This is a genomic window from Mucilaginibacter rubeus, from assembly GCF_003286415.2.
Taxonomy (GTDB): domain Bacteria; phylum Bacteroidota; class Bacteroidia; order Sphingobacteriales; family Sphingobacteriaceae; genus Mucilaginibacter; species Mucilaginibacter rubeus_A.
This window is the reverse complement of sequence record NZ_CP043450.1, coordinates 5,527,733-5,550,593: the sequence shown is the minus strand read 5'-3', so window position 1 is coordinate 5,550,593 and position 22,861 is coordinate 5,527,733. Positions and strand designations below refer to the sequence as shown.

General features: G+C 40.9%; 17 protein-coding genes. 14 read left to right on the top strand and 3 right to left on the bottom strand.

What is annotated here, in order from left to right; genetic code table 11:
- The first annotated feature begins 312 nt into the window (after positions 1-312).
- The 10 genes from DEO27_RS22100 (at position 313) to DEO27_RS22055 (ending at position 13,454) form a co-directional block, all read left to right on the top strand.
- Positions 313-3,378 carry a hypothetical protein gene (locus tag DEO27_RS22100; protein WP_112568691.1) on the top strand — a complete coding sequence of 1,022 codons (3,066 nt, stop codon included), beginning with the start codon at positions 313-315 and terminating at the stop codon, positions 3,376-3,378.
- A 549-nt stretch (positions 3,379-3,927) separates the two neighbouring features.
- Complete coding sequence (locus DEO27_RS22095; RefSeq protein ID WP_112568689.1) at positions 3,928-4,824, top strand: flavin reductase family protein; 897 nt, start codon at positions 3,928-3,930, stop codon at positions 4,822-4,824.
- 92 nt (positions 4,825-4,916) lie between these two features.
- Positions 4,917-5,624 (top strand): hypothetical protein, encoded by a 708-nt coding sequence (locus DEO27_RS22090; protein ID WP_112568686.1) that lies wholly within the window; start codon positions 4,917-4,919, stop codon positions 5,622-5,624.
- Between the two features lie 163 nt (positions 5,625-5,787).
- On the top strand, positions 5,788-6,735 hold the full coding sequence (locus DEO27_RS22085) for a DUF4271 domain-containing protein (RefSeq protein ID WP_146749983.1): 948 nt from the start codon (positions 5,788-5,790) through the stop codon (positions 6,733-6,735).
- Between the two features lie 18 nt (positions 6,736-6,753).
- Positions 6,754-7,512: a uroporphyrinogen-III synthase gene (locus DEO27_RS22080; RefSeq protein WP_090530369.1), complete on the top strand. Its 759-nt coding sequence runs from the start codon at positions 6,754-6,756 to the stop codon at positions 7,510-7,512.
- Between the two features lie 255 nt (positions 7,513-7,767).
- Positions 7,768-9,084 carry an SUMF1/EgtB/PvdO family nonheme iron enzyme gene (locus DEO27_RS22075; RefSeq protein WP_112568682.1) on the top strand — a complete coding sequence of 439 codons (1,317 nt, stop codon included), beginning with the start codon at positions 7,768-7,770 and terminating at the stop codon, positions 9,082-9,084.
- A gap of 64 nt (positions 9,085-9,148) precedes the next feature.
- Complete coding sequence (gldL, locus tag DEO27_RS22070) at positions 9,149-9,949, top strand: gliding motility protein GldL (protein WP_112568680.1); 801 nt, start codon at positions 9,149-9,151, stop codon at positions 9,947-9,949.
- A gap of 41 nt (positions 9,950-9,990) precedes the next feature.
- The gene (gldM, locus tag DEO27_RS22065) at positions 9,991-11,511 is read left to right on the top strand and encodes a gliding motility protein GldM (RefSeq protein WP_112568678.1); all 1,521 of its coding nucleotides are present in this window, start codon (positions 9,991-9,993) and stop codon (positions 11,509-11,511) included.
- A 6-nt stretch (positions 11,512-11,517) separates the two neighbouring features.
- A complete protein-coding gene (gene gldN / locus DEO27_RS22060; RefSeq protein ID WP_112568676.1) occupies positions 11,518-12,492 on the top strand; it encodes a gliding motility protein GldN in 975 nt (324 codons plus the stop codon).
- Positions 12,493-13,058: 566 nt separating this feature from the next.
- Positions 13,059-13,454: a hypothetical protein gene (locus DEO27_RS22055; protein WP_112568674.1), complete on the top strand. Its 396-nt coding sequence runs from the start codon at positions 13,059-13,061 to the stop codon at positions 13,452-13,454.
- Positions 13,455-13,551: 97 nt separating this feature from the next.
- Here the strand turns inward: DEO27_RS22055 and uvrC are convergent, their stop codons facing one another.
- The 3 genes from uvrC to DEO27_RS22040 all read right to left on the bottom strand — a co-directional run bounded on the left by uvrC (position 13,552) and on the right by DEO27_RS22040 (position 20,826).
- Positions 13,552-15,378 carry an excinuclease ABC subunit UvrC gene (gene uvrC / locus DEO27_RS22050; RefSeq protein WP_112569037.1) on the bottom strand — a complete coding sequence of 609 codons (1,827 nt, stop codon included), beginning with the start codon at positions 15,376-15,378 and terminating at the stop codon, positions 13,552-13,554.
- 192 nt (positions 15,379-15,570) lie between these two features.
- The gene (locus DEO27_RS22045; protein WP_112568672.1) at positions 15,571-17,835 is read right to left on the bottom strand and encodes a transglycosylase domain-containing protein; all 2,265 of its coding nucleotides are present in this window, start codon (positions 17,833-17,835) and stop codon (positions 15,571-15,573) included.
- Between the two features lie 3 nt (positions 17,836-17,838).
- Complete coding sequence (locus DEO27_RS22040) at positions 17,839-20,826, bottom strand: tetratricopeptide repeat protein (RefSeq protein WP_112568670.1); 2,988 nt, start codon at positions 20,824-20,826, stop codon at positions 17,839-17,841.
- A 45-nt stretch (positions 20,827-20,871) separates the two neighbouring features.
- On the opposite strand from DEO27_RS22040, the gene DEO27_RS22035 reads away from it, so the two are divergent.
- From DEO27_RS22035 to atpE, 4 genes are read left to right on the top strand one after another with little or no spacing between them, the layout of a single operon-like run.
- Entirely contained in the window at positions 20,872-21,102 is a 231-nt protein-coding gene (locus tag DEO27_RS22035) for an AtpZ/AtpI family protein (protein WP_112568668.1), read from the top strand.
- Positions 21,099-21,485 (top strand): hypothetical protein, encoded by a 387-nt coding sequence (locus tag DEO27_RS22030; RefSeq protein WP_112568666.1) that lies wholly within the window; start codon positions 21,099-21,101, stop codon positions 21,483-21,485. The genes DEO27_RS22035 and DEO27_RS22030 overlap by 4 nt, the downstream gene beginning before the upstream one ends.
- Before the next feature lie 14 nt (positions 21,486-21,499).
- The gene (gene atpB / locus DEO27_RS22025) at positions 21,500-22,579 is read left to right on the top strand and encodes a F0F1 ATP synthase subunit A (RefSeq protein ID WP_112568664.1); all 1,080 of its coding nucleotides are present in this window, start codon (positions 21,500-21,502) and stop codon (positions 22,577-22,579) included.
- Positions 22,580-22,626: 47 nt separating this feature from the next.
- Positions 22,627-22,836, top strand: coding sequence for an ATP synthase F0 subunit C (atpE, locus tag DEO27_RS22020; protein ID WP_110585792.1), 210 nt, complete (start codon positions 22,627-22,629; stop codon positions 22,834-22,836).
- Positions 22,837-22,861: the final 25 nt, after the last annotated feature.

The following is a 22,861-nucleotide window of genomic DNA, read 5'->3' as shown; positions in this document are numbered from 1 at the left end:
TTCAATACTCTCAATTTGCCTAAATTAGCTTTACAAAATTTTCATTTAAAAAACGTACGTCCAACTAACTTCTTTTGGTGCAAATTTTTGCAAAATTATTTGTAGATAATTCTTGCTATTTTAAGGTTCACTGCAATTGATGTACTTTATACCGGCCTATACTTATGAGTAATAAAAATTCGAAAATAAAATTTCCCGCTTTAAATTCATTACTGAATTACCGGAAAAGAAAACATACAATCTGAAGTTTGAATAACATTTTTAAAATTGCCAATATCCACAATTGTTATATTTGTTATTTAAGCTTAGATAATGCCTGAACTTGACACCCATCCGTTTACTTCATTACCTCTTTGGAAAGAATTTAGAAAAAAGACTGAACATGATTCGGCAAACCGCGAAATGGTATTTCGCCACGTTGATGCAGCACTCCCTCTGTTAGAGCGAATCATTGTTGCGTTTCCGAAATACACGCTACATAACGCGCGTCATCAATTTAATATCATCAAAATCATCGGCGAGCTATTAGGTGACTATATCAATAAATTAAATTCGCTTGAAATTGCGATGCTGATATTGAGTGCTGTATATCATGATATTGGTATGGTTTACCAACCTCAGGAGCTAGAAGAAATAACTAGAGAGCCAGAATTTCAGGAATTTTTAAAAGTAAATTCTTCTGCTATGTTGCTTTATGAAGAACAGGGAAAAATTGCTGATGAAAATCTTATAGGATGGTATTGCCGTTGGATGCATGCAAAGCGGGTTTGGAAATTCCTTGACCAGATTGATTCAACTAACCCTTTTGTATGGAATAAAATTCCCATCAAAGTTCAATTGGGCAATCTCTGCGAAAGTCACAATGAGAGTGTTGACTACATCAAAAGAAATGATACACTATTCGATAATAAATTTCTCGGCGAATGCGATCTTACATTCTGTGCAATTTTGTTGAGGCTTGCCGATATTCTTGACTTCGATGACACTAGAACTCCGCTGAGCGTGTATGAATATCTCGGATTGGAGCAGCGCCAAAGAAACTCAGATAAAATCAGTGATGACGAGTGGCTTAAACACATGAGCTCAGGAGGTTTTAGAGTCGAAGATGATGGGAAAAGAAGGGCTTTGCGTTTTACAGCTCATCCAGAGAATCCTCAAGTAGAGGTAGGGATAAGAAATTTTTTAAAACTAATAGAAGCAGAACTGACTTCTTGTAGCAAATTAATTGGATTTTGTTCTGATCGTTGGCGGCATTTTGAGCTGCCCAACGAAATAAACAAAGATGGCATAATAGCTAAAAATTATCGCTCCGGAAGTTACCATTTCTCCCTTGCCGAAGATGATGTAATGAAACTGCTGACCGGTGAAGGAATATACAACGATGATTTTATCTTCTTGAGAGAGTTATTGCAGAACGCGATAGATACGAGTCGACATCGTGAATTCCGGGAAAAACTATCAAAGCAAGATTATAAAGCAGACGCGATTAAGGTCTCATTTTTTACAGACCAGGATGGCTATCAATGGATGCGGATAGACGATTTCGGAATGGGCATGAATTTAGATATCATTGAAAAGCATTTACTTAAAAAAGGAAAATCATACTATAATTCCGATAGCTTTAAACTTGAAAAATTGATGATTCGCCAAAGGGATGGCGTGGACTTCGTTCCAATTAGTCGCTTTGGTATAGGATTACTTTCATGTTTTATAGCGGGTGACAGAATTGAAATAAACACCCAGCATTTTGATGAACCAACAAACGCCTACCGTTTGTCTGTTGAAGGAAGGACAGGCTTTTTTGTGCTCCAAACGAAAAAAGACCACCATCTACCTGCATCGATGCCCTCGGAGAATGGTTCTGAAAGTGGGTTTCGTAAACTTGCCGGAACATCAATTGCTGTGCGCATAACGACGAACAAGGAATACGATGGCTTTGATATGGAGCGTCAATTGAAGTTTTATCTTGTTGCGCCTCCAGTCCCGGTTAAATATAATGGAAGTGTTGTCGGAGGGGATTTTTCCGAAGTGCTAACTAAGTCTTGGGAGGTGCCGCGCTTTTATGAGATGAGCGCTGACTTCGTGAATCGTGTTAGCCAATTGACAGAATGCTCATTTGTAGATGGAATAAAAATTCGCCTCTTACCTATCAACTTGACTAAAGACTCGCTTAGCCTGAATATTAAAGGTCAATTGCTGATGATTTATGTTGATTTTAATAAGTCCGTATTAGCTGAGATGCCAAATGTTGATTTTAGATTAGAGTTACATGAAAAACATTTAGTAATTCATTGCGTCAAGGAAGTTGTAATAGACGAAAAGCGATCAGAATTTCGTGAAAGTGATAATATCACCTTTATATTGGATGAGTTAAACATCCCGGCTATTTTAACTGAAAGCCCTTATCGACCGTTTAATCGGTATCATTTTGGAGGGATTCAACTAAGTCATAATGGTATCAGGATCATCGATGACAGCAAGATGTTTGAGTTAAATGGAGATCGGATAAACAATTATCATGAATTTGAATTCGGACATAATAATTACAGTTACATCTACACTGGTGTCATTTATTTTCAAGATCAATTGTTGCCTGATCTAACAGTATCGCGCAATGAAATAAAAGAAATTAAGTTTCCAGTAATTGCAAATGTTCTGACATCAGCCCGTGCTTTAAACCAATTGATTTATTTTTCGAATGAGCAGCGAAAGTTTGATTTTTTCCAGGAATTAGACCGTGATATCGATTATAGTACAGAGGTAATAAAGCGTTCGCAATTTTATGAGCAAAATAGAACGTTTTGGGATAGTGAAATAAAAATAGACACAATTGAAGGCGAGTACTCGATAGCGGAACTAATAGCAAAAAAACCATTGAAATTAGGGTTTGCCAAATCTCATCGCAACTCAAATTTTTATCAAAACCTCATTGATTATATTCTCCAACTTAATTTTGATGTTTCCGTTATCCTAAATAACGACAATGATTTGCCTCGTCGATCATATTTTTTGAATCAGAAGCAATTTTTAACTCTTCCAGGGATTTCAGGTTTTCCACCTCTTACATTTCTAAATTTTGAGAATGTTTCCGACATATTAAGTTCTGGTCGCAACGTCAATATTAATCACCCTTATACCAAATGGTATATGTTAGCATATCCCATTTTGATTGCTGAATATCAATTTTATGCTAAACAATTGATTTATGCAATCTATTTTTCTACATACAATAATAGCAGGCCAGATTGGGATAAAATCAATCGTATTCTAAACAAACTAAGACGGGTGCTGCCGCCGGATATTATTCCACCAATGGAAATTAATCTGAAGCCATCAGATTTCAACGACAAGGACGGCTATATCTGGTATGATGCCTGATTTCAATCGAAGATTTCGATAATGACGTTTGCGAAGGGGGGGGGGATTTTTAACGTGGTTTCAGTCTGAACGATTTATTACTCATGAATTTGAAATCAGTTGAAACTTGTTTTTGTTTTATCAGCGTTTTATCAGAGACAAAAAGACATTTACAGTCATCGTAAATTCGTGATTATCAATATGGAGAATATCGAAGTCGAATCGATAATCTCTGGAATGCCGTTCAGGCTAATTTTTTCGAATATGTTCTTTCAATCACTTTTGTTACTTATTTGTTACTTTAAGATTGTAAGTATTTAGAAATTAATTTAATATTTGATTCCTGCCATGCGGCAAAGGTAATGCAATTATTTTTTTGACTAAAGCGGGTATTTGTGCAATAAGGGTTACGGGACATTTAAGCTTTGTTTATCTTTATGCTCCAATTATATAAACCATGAGCTTTAAACTCGCTGTATTCTTATTTACCCGTCAATTATTTCAAAAACATAAACCACGCCTTCCTTTGTATACTTTTCTTGTCCCGAACTCACGTTAATAAAAATTTGAATGAGGTTAAAAACTTTTGATGCATCATCACTAACACCCGCAGAAATGCAAGGTTATTTACACGCTGCCATTGCACCCCGGCCGATATGTTTTGCATCCACTATTGATAAAAACGGCGTGGTTAATTTAAGTCCGTTTAGTTTTTTTAATGTGTTCAGTGTCAATCCACCGATATGTGTTTTTTCGCCAACAAGCAGGGCGCGGGATAATACCACCAAGCATACGCTTGAAAATGTTTTGGAAGTACCCGAATGTGTGATTAATATCGTGAACTACGATATGGTTCAACAGGCCTATTTAACCAGTACAGATTATCCAAGAGAAGTAAATGAGTTTTCGAAAGCGGGGTTTACCGAATTGGATTCGGAGACCGTAAAGCCGCCCAGGGTAGCGGAATCGACCGTTCAATTGGAATGTGTAGTGAATGATGTGATATCGTTAGGGAAAAACGGAGGAGCTGGTAATTTGGTTATTGCAGAGGTGAAACGGATTCATATCAATGAAGAAATTTTAGATGCTAATGGCAAAATAGACCCTCATAAAATAGATCTGGTGGCCCGTTTAGGCGGTGATTGGTATTGCAGGGTAAACGGCGATAATTTATTTAAAATTGCCAAACCGATAGATTGTGCCGGAATAGGTATAGGCGTAGATGCTTTTCCTCAAGAGGTTAAAAACTCTAACATATTAACCGGGAATAATTTGGGGTTATTGGGGCTTGTTAAAACGCTACCATCTAATGAGGAGGTAGAAGCCTTTAGCAAAACCGTTGAAATGATAGAACTGCTTGATGCCACTATCGACAGCCATACCCGTACAATAAACCTGCATTTAAAAGCCAAACATTTGTTAGATAACGGCCGTGTAATGGATGCCTGGAAAGTGTTGTTGATGTAGCTTGTCCATCCTGGCTAAAGCCGGTATTTGTGCAGTGAGGATTAGCAGACATTTAAGCTTTTTTTATCTTTAGGTTCCAATTGTATAAAACCATGACCTTTAAATACTTTGTTTTCTTATTTGCCTGTTTGTTGGCCGGCGGAGTTGCCAATAGCCAACAAGGCAATAAAACCATTCAAATAGATATTCACAAATTGTTAAATGCCCGCCCCGTAACTACGGTTACTGATGGTAAGTTGCAAACCTGGATAACCGGTATTGATGGTGGAGGCAAAGGGGATGGTTATCTGACCGGGGCGGCAGCAAAGCTCAATGGCGATAAAAACGCGCATGCTTTGCCCGACGATCCATTGATTCCGGCTAACTCATCGCACCCTGCTATATTGCTTCATTATAAAAATGGTGATAAAGGTAACCAAACCCGGAATGTTGCCGGTATTGATAGTTTTAGCTTTGAAGTGCCTCATAAAAAGTATACGGATTTGTACCTGAGCCTCACCAGTTCAGAAGGTTCGTCTCAACTGCACATCAAGCTAACCTATGCTGATGGCAGCGAGGTTAAGGATTTTCTGTTGCCCGATTATTATAATGACATTCCGGAAGGAGACGCAAACCTGAGTTACGCAGTACATGACCTGGCTAAATGGGGACTTGGGAATAAGATGACCGAAAGCGATCATCATAATATTGATGTACTCAATATTCATCCCGATCCGAAGCGGATCCTTAAGGATGTTACGCTAAGTAAAGACAAATCCGGCTACCTGGTATTTTGGGCTGCTACAGGCTTAATTAAATAAATTATTCTGTTGAATGTTGCGCGGCGCTTCGCTTAAAACAGGCTCAAAAAAATATTCGTTCATGAAATTATCGTTCAGATAATTACCCTACTTTTGCAAAAAATAATAAGCCCCGTTTTAAGCTTTGAGGACTCGTTTGGTTATTTGGTGTTGCCTGCTTTTTTTGTTGAAAAGTGTTGCCGCTTTTGCGCAACAGGATTCAATTGCTACAGACACGGCTGCAAAATTACCTGTACGTACTTTTCGTCCCGGCAATTCGGTGCTTGATTCGGTGGCTTACGCCATGCAAAACCGGGATAAATTTATGGCCGATTCGGTAGCCATGCGTTATCTCAGGGTTCCCGATGCCGCCATGCGTGCTCAGTATGCCGACAGCGTTTTTGCCCGCGAATTATACCACGGTTACGGTTTTCTGGATCTTCACTCCAGAACCAAAAGCAAGGTGATGGAAGGGCATTACCGCCCCTCGCGCGATCCCTGGATCATCGTGATCATTATTGCCATGTTGCTATACACAGCCATTCTTAATCTTGCCCTGAGTAAAGATGTAAGCAATGTATTTACCTCCTTTTACAGTAAACGCGTACTCTCAATAGCCGGTAAAGAAGAGAGCCCCGTTAGCTCCTGGGCGTTCCTGGGTTTGTTTTTGCTGTTTTGCGCTACCTTTGGTTTGTTCCTGTATCAACTGGCTGCATATAAAGGTGTTTATTATAAAATAGCCGGGAGCGGGTTGTTTACTTTTCTTACTATTGTAATTATAGCATTGTTCTCGCTTAAGTTTTTAATACTCAAGTTTTTAGGCTTTGTGTTTGATATTAATAAGCTGGTGAGCGAATATCTTAATATTCTTCATCTTACCTACTTTAACATCGCGTTTGTTTTTTTACCGGTGGTTATTTGTTTTAGCTTACTTGGGGCACAATATATCCCAATATTGCTAACAACCACACTAATAATAGTGATAGTAATCTTTATATGGCAATATATCAGGAGCAGCGTAAATATAATTTCTACCTTTCGATTTCATAAATTTTATTTATTTACGTATCTTTGTGCCCTCGAAATTTGCCCTGTTTTGATTTTAATAAAGGCATTGAATATTAAAATTTAGGTTATTAAAAGCACTGAATTGGAAGATAGAAAGAAAAAGGTTAAAAGCATACTGGTTACTTTGCCTAAGCCCGAAAATGATAAAAATCCTTACGCCGAGCTGGCTAAAAAGCTTAACCTGAAAATTGATTTCAGATCATTTATTCATGTTGAGGGTGTGCCTGCAAAGGATTTCAGAAAAGAGAAGATTAACCTCGCTGATTTTAGCGCTGTGATCTTTACCAGTCGTAACTCGGCCGATCATTTTTTCCGTATTTGTGAAGAGATGCGTTTTGAGGTGCCTGTTGAAATGAAGTATTTCTGTCTTTCAGAAACCATAGCACTTTACCTGCAAAAATATATCCAGTACCGTAAGCGTAAGATATTTTTTGGAAAGCAAACAGCTGCCGATCTGGCCGAGGTGTTGAAAAAGCACTCGTCTGAAAAATTCCTTTATCCATGTTCTGACGTTGCGGCTGAAGAAACTCAGCGCTTTTTGCTGGAGAATGGTTATAACTTTACCCCCGCTGTACTTTTCCGTACAGTTTGCAGTGATCTTTCTGATCTTGCGGATGTATTTTATGACGTTATTGCGTTTTTTAGTCCGTCAAGTATACAATCGCTGTATAAAAACTTTCCCGATTTTAAACAGAATAATACACGCATTGCTGCGTTTGGTGCAACTACCCATAAGGCTGTGCTTGAGGCTGGTTTAATTTTGGATATACCTGCTCCAACCCCCGGAGCGCCCTCAATGACAATGGCCATTGAGCAGTATGTTAAGCTTGTAAATAAATAAGTTAGAAATTTATTTAACCCGACTGCAACTTTTTGCAGTATATACCCGTATAACCGCTAACTAATTGTCATATAAACAATTGGTTAGCGGTTTGTTAATTATACAGCATTTTGTTTAGTATTGGTAAGTAAAGTACACAGCTTGTCGATACATGAGGCCAAATTATCGTTTTTTATAGCTTGCTTTGCATAAAAATGTGATATATTCGGGCGTCGCATTGTGTTATGGTTATATAACTGATTTTGAATTTGTAAAATGAAACAGGTATACTTTTTAATAGTAGTTTTAGCAGGTAGTGTATTAAGTGGTTGTGGCCGCGGTGGCGGTGACAGGGGAGAGGTTGTGGGTGTGCCTGCAAGGTCGTTCAGGGCCGAAGTTCCTTACGGCATGGTTTATATCCCTGGTGGCAGCTTCCTGATGGGACAAACCGATCAGGATGTAACTTTCGCACAAATAGCACAAACCAAACAGGTTACTGTTTCTCCGTTTTTCATGGATCAAACCGAAACCAGCAACAGTCAGTACAAAATGTTTGTGAACTGGGTTCGCGACTCAATAGCGATAACAAGTTATATCAACGATAATAAATACTATATACAGCCTAAAGCTGGTACCGGTAATAATAACGGTGGTAAAAAGTTCATCAACTGGGACTATGTAAAAAAGAATCCTATCTGGAGCAGCAAAGGCGGACAGGCAAGTAATGCTCAGAAATTGCAGGGTATGTATTATCAGGGCGACGACCGTGTATTTGACCGTAACGAGGTTGATGTGCGTTTGCTAAAATATAACTATGCACTGTTTACCCTGCGTGAAGCTGCCGATCACCATAACGATAAGACAAAACACCGCTCAGATTTCATTTTACGTGACACCGTGCCTGTGTATCCTGATACCCTGGTTTGGTTAAGCGATTTCTCATACGCTGCGAACGAACCGATGGTTGAAAGTTATTTCTCGCATCCGGCGTTCCGTAATTATCCTGTTGTAGGTGTAACCTGGAGGCAGGCCCGTGCATACGCTACATGGCGTAGCCGTTACAATGATGCTTATAAAGATAAGCGTCATTTAGCGCACCGTGCGCCTTATAGCTTACCAACTGAAGCTGAGTTTGAATATGCTGCACGCGGTGGCAGGATTGGTACCGACTATCCATGGGGTGGTCCTTATATTAAAAATGCAAAAGGCTGCTTACTGGCAAACTTTAAACCAGGACGTGGTAACTATACTGATGACGGTGGTGCATACACAGTACCGGTTCGTTCATACTTCCCTAACGATTACGGCTTATATAATATGGCTGGTAACGTAGCAGAGTGGACACTTTCTGCTTTTGACGAATCTGCGTCAACATTTGTGCATGACCTTGCGCCAACCTTTAATTACGAAGCAAAATCAACAGATCCTGAAGTGCTGAAACGTAAAGTTGTGCGCGGTGGATCATGGAAAGATATTGGATATTTCCTTCAAAACTCAACCAGATCTTATGAATACCAGGATACCGCTAAATCGTATATCGGTTTCCGTTGCGTAACCCATTATTTGGGCCGCGATATCACAGACAAACGCTAATTTATTTTAGTTAAGGCGAGCAACAATCAAATCAAAAAATAACAAAGTTTACTTCTGAATTATTATGGCTGGAAAGAAAAAACCTTACGGAATAGGTAACATCGTATCATGGGGTGCTACAGTGGTGATTATAGGGTTAATGTTTAAGATTCTACACTGGCCTGGGGCCACTTACTGGATAGCGGGCGGGCTTATTACTGAAGCTATTCTGTTTTTTATATTAGGTTTTCAGAGAGAAGACAAAGAAATTGACTGGGTTCGTGTTTATCCTGAATTAAGCGAAGATTTTCAGGGCGAACTTCCAAAAGCATCTGTAAGAAATGCTGTTAGTGCAGGTCCTTCAACAACTGCCGCTTTAGATAAAATGATGGAAGATGCTAAAATAGGTCCGGAACTGGTACGCAGCCTTGGCGATGGCTTACGTTCATTTGGCGATAAAGTGGCTGCCATATCACGCGTTACCGATGCCGGCGAAGCTACCATAGCATTCACAAGCAAAGTTAAAGATGCTACAGCAAGCTACGAAAAACTAAGCGTGTCATTTGAAAAGGCATCGGCTAATTTAACCGAAATGGCTAACTCAAATGTTGATTCAAAAGCATATCACGATCAGGTTAATCAACTTGCTAAAAACTTATCGGCACTTAATGCCGTATACGAGCTTGAGCTGCAAGATTCAAGCGCGCATTTAAAATCAATGAATAAATTTTACCAAAACCTTGCGCTTACCATGAACAACTTTAATGAGTCTATGGACGATTCGAAGCAGTTTAAGGAAGAGGTTGGTCGTTTGGCTAAAAACCTGGCATCATTAAACTCAATTTATGGTAACATGCTTACTGCCATGAACCAGCCGCGTGTTTAATTATAATTAATTGATTGATTACCAGAAAAGAATTAGAATAGATGGCCGGAGGTAAGGAAACCCCAAGACAGCGAATGATAGGTATACTATACCTGGTACTATTGGGCCTTATTGCCCTTAACGTACCGGATAGCCTGTTAGACGCGTTTAAGAATATTACGAACAGTTTGGATGCATCAACCAAAAACGTTAATACTGGCTTACAGGCCACATACAGCGCTTTTGAAGCAACCAAATTGAAAGAACAAGCCGAAAGAGCTAAGCCTATTTACGATAAAGCTAAACAGGCAAGTGCTATAGCTGCTGAGCTGAATACTTATATAGAAGAGTTAAAAGCTAAGTTGATTGCAGAAGGCGGCGGTATTAATCCGGAGATTGATGATGTTGAAGGTAGAGATAACCTTGATATCTCTCCCCGGATTATGATCAACCAAAAAAATGGTGAGAAGCTGAAAGCCAAAATTGACGAAACACGTCAAAGGTTACTTGAAGCTTTAGGTAAAGATAGCGTTGGCGTACAGTTTTCACTGAATACAGTAGCACCTAAGCCACATGGAGATGTTAAAAAGTCATGGCAGGAAGCTAACTTTGGCGACGGTATACCTTTGGGTGCAACCCTTACTACTTTAGCTAAAATTGAAGCTGATAGTAAAAATGCCGAAAATGAAGTGGTGAAAAAACTATTAGGAAAAATTGATCAGGCGCAGGTTACATTGGATAAGTTCAGTGCGGTTGTTGTAGCTCCAAGCAGCTACGTAATTGCAGGGCAGCCATACACAGCCCAGATCTTTTTAACTGCTTACGATTCAAAATCAAATCCTGATATTACTGTTAATGGTGGTAAAGTATCCGTTACCGATGGTAAGGGTAATTATACTATTACGGCAAGCGGCGAAGGAAAACATAGTATTGAAGGTTTCATCAGTGTTAAAAATAACACAACCGGTAAAAACGATTCTTATCCTTTCAAGCAAGAATATACGGTTGCAAGGCCTTCAGCGGTTATTTCGCCCGATAAAATGAACGTGCTTTATATAGGTGTTCCTAACCCTATATCAGTATCTGCACCAGGTGTATCGGCAAGCGATTTAAACGTACATTTCAGCGGAGCCGGTTCTTTAAGCGGTTCAGCTGGCCATTATACAGCTACGGTGAGCAGCATTGGTAAAGCTACCATTTCTGTTAGTGGCGCTAAAGGAGCTGTATTAGGTTCAACGGAGTTCCGTATCAAGAGGATTCCGGATCCTAAACCACAGTTTGCAGGTAAAAGCGGTGGTAACACCAGTTCGGCCAATATCAAAGCTCAGGACAGGCTTTTTGCCCAGTTGGATAACTTTGACTTTGACGCGAAATTTAATGTAACGCACTTTACTATGCTGGTTGTTAAACCACGCCAGGACGCTATTATTTTATCAGGCTCGGGCGGCGATTTAACCAGCGCTATGCACAGTGCTTTAAATACAGTTACACCAGGAACTACTGTTATATTTAAGGATATCATCGCGGTTGGTCCTGATCATTCACCGCGGTCACTTGATCCTATTGTATTATCCGCAAACTAAACGCGTATGAAAAAGAGAATTTTAGTTGTTATCCTTTGCCTGGCTTGCGTAAGTGCGTATGCACAAAAAAAGCGCACCAAAAGGCCTGCAAAAAAGACAACCACAACCAGACAGGTAGCGCAAAAACCAGTACAGGTTCAGCCGGATAACGTAACCAGTCAGCAGCCGCTTGATACAGCACGTAAAATTGCTGCAAAGCCTTTTGACAGGCCGCTTGATGGATACTACAAGAAAAGCAACATCTTTAACGCGAAGGTTACTCCATATCCTAATTTGCGTGAAAACGACGTAGCTTTTGCAAAACGTGTGTGGCGTGAAATCGATGTACGCGAAAAAATGAACCAATACCTTGCTTCGCCAAAGGGGCGTTTAATTGACGTACTGCTTGACGCGATCATGAGGGGGGAACTTACCGCGTATGATCCAACCCCAGGTAAAAAGGATGATCCGGGAGGCGACGGTTTTACTACGCCGTTAACAGGTGCTCAGGCACGTGGCCGTTTAGCTTCAGACAGCAGTGTAGTTGAAAAGCGTGACAAGGATAACAACGTAATCTCATCCAGCATGGTAGCCGGAGATTTTAACCCGGATAGCGTATTAAAGTTCCGCATCAAGGAAGACTGGGTATTTGACAAACAGCGTTCTGTTTTTGAACCACGCATTATTGGTATCGCCCCTTTAATTAAACCTAAAGGAGCCGGTACACTTGATATCGATTTTCAGCCTGCTTTTTGGGTATATTTCCCTGAAGCGCGTCCGGTATTGGCAACCAAAGAAGTGGTTAGCCGTGCCAGTGACGCAACAGGCTTGAGCTTCGACGACGTATTTATCAAACGGATCTTTACCAGCTATATCGTAAAAGAAAGCAACGATAAAGATGAACGTATAAAAGATTATGCCCAGGGCATTGATAAGCTTTACGAATCGGAAAGGATCAAAAAATCTCTTCTTGACTGGGAGCTTAACCTTTGGCAGTACTAATAGTTAAAGATTAAACGCGATTTTATAAAACAGGCGATGAATTTTCATCGCCTGTTTTGTTTTATGTTGGGATGCTGTTATTCGTCTCTACAAAATTTATCATCTGTACATATCACTTCAAATAAAAGAAAATGTCATTTCGATAGAGCTGCGGGCGGGAGAACGAGCGCCGGGGCGAAAGAGAAATCTTATACGCCATGCAGAATGCCCCTACACGGCGTATAAGATTTCTCCTCACCAGCCCCGCACGTCCCCAATCGGATTCGTTCGAAATGACACGCGGTTGATTGATAATCATTAACAAGATGGCATTCCACATTATAGGCTATTTTCACCTCCCGCCTGACCAATAGCTCAAAGCTTTCTACCAACTCCCCAAAATTCCCGACCAACTCCTGAAATTGCGACGAATTGTGCCTTTTTAGCGTTTGCAGAGCACTTTCAGGGCTTTGTCTATTTATATTCACAGCTGGTATAACTCTTTTTAGCAGTCAAAATATATGTTGTTCATTTGATCATTGAAAATAACAACACAGCATATTTAAAAACATTAAAACCTTAAAGCCATGAAAACCTCAATAAAATTATCAGCCTTATTTGTATTATTAACTGCAGGTGTATTTGCTACCAAAGTAGCCAAAGCCGACGAAGGCAATGCCGATGTTAATCCTAAAGCAAAAGAAGTAGTAAGCTTTAAAGCCCTTGACCATGATCGCGGTTTAAAAATAAACTTTGCAAAATCCGAAAGCGGAAAATCAGTTGTAAAGGTTTACAATAAAGACAATGAGCTTTTATTGAAAGACATTGTGCCCAGCAAAACAGAGGTGAGCAAAGGCTACGTGTTAAACGGTTTGGCCGATGGTGAATACACCATGGAAATCTATAGCAATAACCAGGTGGTTAAAAAATCAATCCACGTTTACCAGGATGGCGATCAAAAATCATTTTACATCGCTCAATAATAAAAATCACTAACTCAATATATAACAAAGGCCCGGTTGATTGAACCGGGCCTTTATTTTTTATTAAAAGCTTAACTGCTACTGCAACTAAAACCTGCTACTGACTAAGATTAGATTGTTCAACCTCTGTATTAAAATAAGCCAGTATAGCTTTGGCCTGTTTAAGATTTACCACTTCGAGCAGCATTTCTTCGTTTGCCTCTCGGATTTTCTTTACCGATTTAAAGTATTTAAGCAGCTTTTCGGCGGTGGTTTTGCCTATACCTTCTATTAGTTCAAGCTCGGTTACCAAGGTGCCTTTATCGCGTTTTTTGCGATGGAAAGTGATACCAAAACGATGCGCCTCGTCGCGCAAATGCTGGATCACCTTAAGGGTCTCCGATTTTTTATCGAGGTATAACGGATACTGGTCGTTTGGATAATAAAGCTCTTCCAGGCGTTTGGCAATGCCTATAACGGTTACTTTTTTATCTATACCTAACAACTTAAGGCTGTGCATGGCCGATGATAGCTGGCCTTTACCACCGTCGATCACTATAAGTTGAGGCAGCTCTGTGCCTTCATCGAGCATGCGACGGTAACGGCGGTGTACAGCTTCTTCCATGGTGGCAAAGTCATTGGGCCCTTCAACGGTTTTAACGTTAAAGTGGCGGTAATCTTTTTTGGATGGCTTGCCGTCCTTAAACACTACAATGGCCGACACCGGGTATTTGCCCTGGAAGTTGGAGTTATCAAAACACTCGATATGACGTGGTAGCTGGTTCATGCGTAAATCCTTCATCATCTGCGCGAGCAGTCGCTCGGTACGTACTTCGGGGTTTAGCTTTTCATACTGGTCAATTTTTTCCTTTTTAAAGAATTGAACATTCTTTTGCGAAAGATCAAGCAGCTTACGTTTCTCGCCCAGTTTGGGCACCGTGAATTTGATATTGGGATGATCTTCAAGGTCGATATCAAAGGGGACGATGATTTCCTTACTATCGCTGTTATAACGGCTCCTGAACTCGGATATGGCCAGTGTAAGCAATTCTTCATCGCTTTCATCCAGGCGTTTTTTAAGCTCAATGGTTTGCGTTTGGATGATGGTGCCGTTCATCACCTTCAGGAAGTTTACAAAAGCAAGTTTCTCTTCTGAGGCAATACTAAATACTTCTACATCTGTAATAGATGAGTTAACAACGGTTGATTTGCTCTGGTAATTTTCGAGCAGCTCAAATTTGCGCTTAAGCCTGTGCGCCAGCTCAAAGTTCATTTCCATGGCGGCGGCTTCCATCTCGTTTTTTAAACGACGAAGTACTGCCCCGATCTTGCCGTTCAGGATATCCTTAATCTCTTCAATACTGTTATCGTAATCATTTTCCGACTGGAAATTCTGGCATGGGCCTTTGCAATTACCCAACTGGTATTCCAGGCAAACTTTAAACTTACCTTTGTCGATGTTTTCGCGGGTGAGCTGAAGGTTACAGGTACGCAAAGGGTAAGTTTCCCTTATGAGGTCTAAAATGTTGTGCATCATGCTTACTGAAGCATACGGGCCAAGATATTTAGAGCCATCCTTAATGATACGGCGTGTCCAGAAAATGCGCGGGTAATTCTCGTTTTTAATGATAATCCAGGGATAGGTTTTATCATCCTTAAGCAATACGTTATAACGCGGCTGATGCTTTTTGATCATGCTGTTTTCCAGCAACCAGGCATCAACCTCGGTATCAACAATGGTAAAAGTTATAGCACGAATCTTGGATACCAATACCCGCGTTTTGGCATTGATATGGATATCCTGGTTAAAGTACGACCCAACGCGATTGCGCAAGTCTTTAGCCTTGCCAATATATATCAGTTCCTGCTCACTATCCCAGTATTGATAAACCCCGGGTTTGTGAGGGATGTTTTTTAAAGCACTTTTATAATCAAATTTCTCGATCACTGAATTATTGGTTTTAATGAAAACGTCATTGCTAATCTAAAATATGTCATTGCGAGGAGGAACGACGAAGCAATCGCATGCTATACAGAGCGGCTATGCTTCTGTGCGATTGCCACGCTTCGCTCGCAATGACATATTTTAGATTAGCAATGACGTCTGGAGGTTATACTCCTGATCAAACAAAAATAATTAAAATCCTAATTTCTTATCTACGTCGGTAGTTCCCTGTTGCTGCTGGTTATAGGCTCCGCAATCCAGTATGATGCTTACGCCATTTGCAGGGGCGTCAAAGTCAACATTCTTTTTGATGCCTAAAGCTGCATTGGCGTATACTTTTTTCATGTACATGGCAAATATTGGCAGGGCGCTGTTTGCACCTTCACCAAGGCGTGTGCTTTGGAAAGCGATGTCGCGGTCTTCGCAGCCTGTCCATAAGCCGGTAACCAGTTGTGGGGTTATGCCAATGAACCAGCCATCCGAGTTATTTTGCGTTGTACCTGTTTTACCGCCGATAGGGTTACGTAAACCATATTTATAGCTTAACCTTGAACCTGTGCCATCTTCAATAACGCCCTTAAGCATATAGGTCATTACATAGGCCGTTTGCGGGTTCATGGCTTGTACAACGCGCGGAGTATGCGTATACAATACGTTGCCGTTTTTATCCTCAATACGTAAGATATAAGTAGGCTCTGTCCACAAGCCGTGATTTGCAAAGGCCGAATAAGCAGCGGTCATCTCAAAAACAGAGGCATCAAATGTACCCAGGCAGATTGATGGGTATGGTGGAACAGCACTGGTGATACCCATTTTCTTGATTAGCTCCACAACCGGTTCAGGTTTAACCTCTCCCATAACGTGTGCCGTAACCCAGTTTTGTGAATGTGCTAATGCCTGCCTTAAAGTAATGAAACCTTGCAGGGTTTCAGATGGCGACGAGCGCGGGCACCATGGTGCGCCATAACCACGAATGGTATCAGGCACGTTGTTGATTTTCATACAAGGTGAGTAGCCGTTATCAATGGCTACAGCATAAGTAAAGGGTTTGGCTGTTGAACCTACCTGACGTGTGCCGTTCTTTACCTGGTCGTACTTAAAGTGTTCAAAGTTAGTACCGCCCACCCATGCTTTAACGTAGCCGGTTGTTGGATCCATACTCATGAGCGCGTTACGCAAAAGCATTTTACAGTAAATGATAGAGTCGATAGGACGCATCATGGTATCTATATTGCCGTGCCAGGTAAACAGGTTAAGCATGGTTTTAGTCTGGAAGTTTTCCTGAATTTCTTCGTCAGATTTTTCCTGTTGTTTCAGCTGTTTATACCTGTCGGATTTTTGCATACCCTGATCAAGCAAAAACTTAAAGTTATGGATGCTTTTGTAGAGGTTACGACCGCGCCAGTGATCATTGAACTGGGCTTGCAGGTCTTTCATATAATCGCGCTGTGCTTCCTCAGCGTATTGCTGCATGGTGGCATCAATAGTGGTATATATTTTTAAGCCATCACGGTCAAGATCATAAGGGGTACCATCCGGGCGGTTAATATTTTGTTCTTTAAAGATCTTTTGAAGCTCTTTCTTCAATACAGAACGGAAATAAGGCGCAAGGCCGTCGAAGTGATTATTCTGGTGGAAATCAAGACCAAGAGGCTTGCGTTTAAATTCTTCGGCCTGACCTTCACTTAAAGCCTTTTGTTCAACCATACGGTTCAGTACAAGGTTACGTCTTTTAAGCGCGTTATCCGGGTGACGGATAGGCGAGTAAATACCTGGGCCGTTAACCATACCTATTAACAAGGCCGCCTGATCTGGAGTTAATTTATCAGGAGTAGTATTAAAATAAGTACGCGCGGCCGATTTGATGCCGTAGGTGTTATAAGCGCCAAAGTCAACCGTGTTGAGGTACATAGTCAGGATCTCTTCTTTGGTATAGTGTCGTTCCAGTTTAACAGCCGTAACCCATTCCTGTAATTTTTGAATGATACGTTTAAAAGGATTGGCAGATCGTTCAGAAAAAAGATTTAGTGCCAGCTGCTGAGTTATGGTACTGCCTCCTTGTTTTTGCCCGATGAGTAAATGCGCGAAAATGGTAAAGCTGCGCCCGAAGTCGATACCTGAGTGGTCATAAAAGCGCTTGTCTTCCGTAGCAACCAAAGCGTTAATTACGTTTGGCGATAGTTCGCGGTAGGTAACGTTTGAGCGGTTTTGAATATAGTAAGTGCCCAATACCTGCTTATCCGAAGATATGATCTCTGTGGCCTGGTTGCTTTTGGGGTTTTCCAAATCACGGAATGAGGGCAGCTGACCGAATACATCAAAAATGGTAAGCGTTATCATGATAACCACAAACATGAAAAGGGCTATCACGGTACGCCATATGTACCAGTTGTATCTTCTTATATCTGCGGGCTGAAGTTGATTTTTCGAGTTAAACCTTGTGTTATTGGTTCTCATTTTCTAATAAAATTTCTGGTAGTAGTCAAAATAACTATCCAATATACTTTGGGTTGCTAATTTATCCAGATTTTCTTTGGTAATGATAAAAAAGCTGTATTTATCCCTCGGAACCTTCATAATATCGGGTAGCAGGGGAACTATGGTGCGGGCGTAATCCTTAGCGTCATCAAGGGTATAAAAACGGCCAACGTATATCAGCTGGTTATTATCGCCAACACTTTTAACATGATGGATAACTTCGCTGCGAGTATAACGTGTACGATTAAATTGCCCTACACCAAAACGTGTTGAAGCCAGATTAGTTGTACCACTGGCAACATTTATCACAAAGTAGTAATTGGTGCTGTCGTGCTTGCTGAATATGTAGTTTACCGCAGGTGCCTTATTTATAGCGGCCACCGGCGTTGCTACTATTGAATCTTTTTGTTTTGGTGCAGGCTGCGCGACAATATCACGTGATGTATCCGGCATTTTATGCTGCGGCAACGGGATTTGAGCTAAAGCAAGTTGTTTGGGCTGTTGTGTTGTCGCCTGCTGAATTTGCGGAGCGGATGTTTTAGCCCCGGCTATCAGACGTGTATCACGCTCGGGCAGGCGCTCTTGCGGAGTCACATTTTGGGCCGATGGTGTATATGGCGGACGATACTCCGTTTGTTTTTGATATGCTACCGGTGGGGTAAAAGGAATTTCGTTAGGGTCGTCATTAAACAGCACGACAGGGCGCGCGGCAATTTCGGTTTTGTTAGAGTCAATGTAGGCCAGGTGTTGGTTAACCAGCGGAGCGATGAGTTTATCCTGCGGATATTTCGCGGCTATCAATTGCAGATCAGCCTGGAAAGGAGGCAATTTCTCCATGTGACCAGCAGCTAATGCTTTCAGGTAATAAAGCTGTGCGGCGTACCGGTTGTTGGGATATTTATTGAGCAGGTCATTGGCTTTCTCAATTACCTGTGTGTATTGCTTTTGCGAATACAGATCGTACACCTGGTTATAAAAGCCATTAAACTCGGCATCCACATCGGCCATTTTACGGGCATAATCCGGGTCAAGAATAACTTTGGCGAATACACTCTCAGGATACTCTTTTAATAGCCTGTTTTTATAGTCTGTTGATTTTGCAGCATCGATATCAGCATAAAGCCTGTAAAGGTTATAATAGATAGAAGGTTTGTCGCTGCTTTGCGGAAAACGGGCAAGCAATGTTTCATAAGTGGCAATGGCTTCCTTTTTATCTTCCAGTACATCGCGATAAAAATTGGCCATTTCAAAATAGGCATTATAGATCCTGAAATTGGACTGCTGAAGCAGGGCAGGAGTAAGCGGGAGGTTTTTAACCAGATCCTGCCGGTAGGTGCCTGCCGAAACATTATTGCTATTATAAGCTACACTGCCAACAGGAGCATCCGGGTCATTAACCTGCGAGCCGATGCCGGTATTGGCCGTTGGGATGCCTGTATTTGAACGCCTGCTGCGACGCCAGTTGTCTTCAAGTTTACGGTTACCCCATAAACGTTTAAAATCGTTATAGCCCTGGCTTACCGCGCCGTTGTTATAAAAGTAAAAGGTACTGCCGCTGGTTCTGTTGTTTTGGGCAGATGAATTGTTATTCCTGTCGAAGGAGTTTGACATCGCTCCGTTATTGGCGGCCCCGGCGTTGGCTTCGATAGCCGCCTGTTGTTGTTGGCGGGTTTTACGGGCCACCATTTCATCTATTTTGGCATCGCGCGCTTTCTCATCTAAAGAGGCAAGCATCTGCAGGGTATCCTCGCGCGATATGGTTTCGAGCAGTCGGGTAAGGATTTGCAGGTTATCGGCTTTTTTGCGGATAAGCTGGTACCCCGGATAATTTATCGACAGGTTGTTAAGGGTGCTATCATAATAAAGCCTGGCGTTTGCATAGTCGGCTTTGTTTTTAAAGTTGATGTCGGCAATGCGCAGGTAGGAGAGGCCTTTTTGATTTTGATTTTTGGTGCTTACCCGTACCGATTTTTTATAGCTTTTCAGGGCGTTGTCAATCTCGCCTGCTTTAAACTGCTGTTCGCCTATCTGGTAATAGATCTGATCGTAAAAATCAATGTTGTCGCTGTTTTTTAACAGGGCGCGAAGCAGATCGATTTTATTTACCTTAACGCCGTTTTGATTATCGCGGATCCGGATGCGGTTAAGATTGGCGTTAAAGGCCATTTCAAAACTGGCGTTGCTTTTTACAATCCGGGTGTAGCTTTCATATGCATCGGCCGGTTTTAGGTTAAGTTCTTGTAATTGCCCTAAAATAAAAGTCCAGCGAAGTTTAAGGTTAGAGATGTAACTATATTTTATAGCGAGTTTGGCCATCTCCTCAGCCTCGGCATAGTTTTGAGTGATGATATCATACTGTAGCTTGGTAGCATAAACATCGGCAGTAATGTTTTTCTTAGGGTTGATATCCTGCACCGCCGAATCAATCACCTGTTTGGCTAAAGGCAGCTGGTTGAGGTACATGAGCCCCCGGGCTTTCCATACCAGGGCTTCCTGTTTTAAGTTGGCTTGTTTACCAAACGAACGGGTTACATAATTAAAGTATTCAACAGCGTCAAAATAATTTGCCTCTAAATACCTTGCTTTGCCCAACACCAGATAGGCATCGCCCAGGTAATGGCTTTGTTCTTTAATGCTGATGATTTTGTTGGCTTTTACTATGGCATCCTCCAGATCTTTATCCGGGGTACCGGTTTGCGCCGTGGTATCGGGATATACATTCAGTATCTCGTTATAAGCATCAGTAAATGATGTAGCATAGGCCTCCTGCTTTAACCTTAAAATTTCATTGGCATTAAATAATATATTGTAATGAGCAGTAAGGTTTTGCATGGTGCGGTTAAAGCCGCTTTGTTTTTCAAGCGAGCAGCCTACCGCTACCAGTATTAGTGCAGACAGAAAAAAAATGCCGATGTTTGATTTATAGGATGATGGTAGTCGCCTCAATGCAATACGGTAATTTAAAAGCATTGCTAAAATACTAAAGATTATACAATAGGTTTAATAAATTTGCGCATGCCGAAAAATGAACAAAATAACGAGGATGAAGTTGGCAAGCCTTTAAACGCTTATGCTAAGTATAGCAGTATCGGTTTTCAGATGGTGGTTGTTATTGGCATTTTTACGTATGCCGGCTATAAAATTGATGAAGCCGGTAAACATGAAGTAAAATGGGCTACTGCCGCGCTTGCCCTTGTTGGTGTTTTTATCGCGTTATACATCGTTATCCGATCTGTTAAAAATTGAAACTGCGTACTGTTATTTTATCGTTCCTGTTGTTTGCTGTTGTTATAGCAACTCCTCCATTGCTGGTAAGCAAATCGGTACATGTTGCCTGGCTTGATCCTCACTTCTGGATCATATTTGGTTTTGTAACCGGGCTTACATTTATTACCATAATTTCGATACTGGTAGTAACTAAAATTAACAAAGAAATATACGCTCAAACCTTCCTTGCAGCTACCATGGTGAAGCTTTTGACCTGCCTGTTTTTTTGCCTGTTTTTTTTGGTTAAAATCAAAGTAAATGGGGTGATTTTTGTTGCCAATTTTTTTTACGTATATTTCTTTAACCTCGTCTTTGAAATATACGGCTTATTACGTACCTTGCGCAACCAAAAATTAAAGTAAAAATCTCTCTGCTAATGGATTTTAGCCCTGTTTTGAACTCAAAAAAAATCACCTTAGGTATCATTTTAAGCGTTTTTTCGCTGTTTGTAACGTTAAAAGCTAACGCTGTACAGGAAAAAAATGAGTCTTCAACAAGTGTTGAAAGTAAGGAAACCGAAAAGTTTGACCCTAATGAAGCCATCCTTGAACACATTGCCGATTCGCACTATTTTCATATAGGTGGCAAGGTTGCTATTGGTTTGCCGGTTATACTTTATACAGACGGCGGACTGGAAATATTTTCAGCCTCAGAATTTGAGCATGGTGAAAAAGCCCACCAGGGTAAATATCACAATTATGCTTTGGTTAAAGACAAAATTAAAGTTGTAGGCGCCGATGGTAAAACCATTGACGAAACAGCAAAGATTTTTGATTTGTCAATTACCCGCAACGTGTTTTCAATGTGGATGTCGGTAGTATTGCTGATCTTGATTTTTGTTAGCGTTGCCGGATCGTACAAAAAACGTGTAGGTAAAGCGCCAAAAGGTTTGCAGTCATTATTGGAGCCATTGATCCTGTTTATCCGCGATGAGGTTGCATTACCAAACATCGGTTACAAGTATGCTAAGTTTATGCCACTGCTGTTAACTATGTTTTTCTTTATACTGATCAATAACCTGATTGGTATGGTTCCGTTTTTCCCGGGAGGTTCAAACCTTACCGGTAACATCGCGGTAACTATGGTACTTGCGGTTATTACCCTTATTGTGGTTAACGTTAATGGCAACAAATACTACTGGAAGCACATTTTTGCTCCTGATGTTCCATTCTGGTTGTATCCTATCATGTGGATAGTTGAGCTTGCCGGTATCATTTCAAAGCCTTTCGCGTTAATGGTGCGTTTGTTTGCAAACATTATGGCAGGCCACGTTATCGTATTGGCATTAATCTCTTTGATTTTCATATTCCAGACACTTTGGGTATCTCCGGTATCAATAGCGTTCGCTTTGTTTATCGATGTGCTTGAATTGCTGGTAGCTTTCTTACAGGCTTTCATTTTTACAATGCTTACCGCTTTGTTTATTGGCAGCGCTGTTGAAGAGCATCATCATTAATAATTTGTAATTAATAATAACACTATATTCATTTAAATTTAAAAACAATGGTTGGAAGTATTGCTGCATTAGGTGCAGGTTTAGCAGTTATCGGTGCAGGTATTGGTATCGGTCAAATCGGTGGTAAAGCGATGGAAGGTATCTCTCGTCAGCCGGAAGCTGCTTCAAAAATTCAGACTGCCATGATCATCGCTGCGGCACTTGTTGAAGGTGTTGCTCTTTTCGGTGTGATCGTTGCACTTTTGGGTAACAAATAATTTTACCCTAAAAAAATAGAAACCG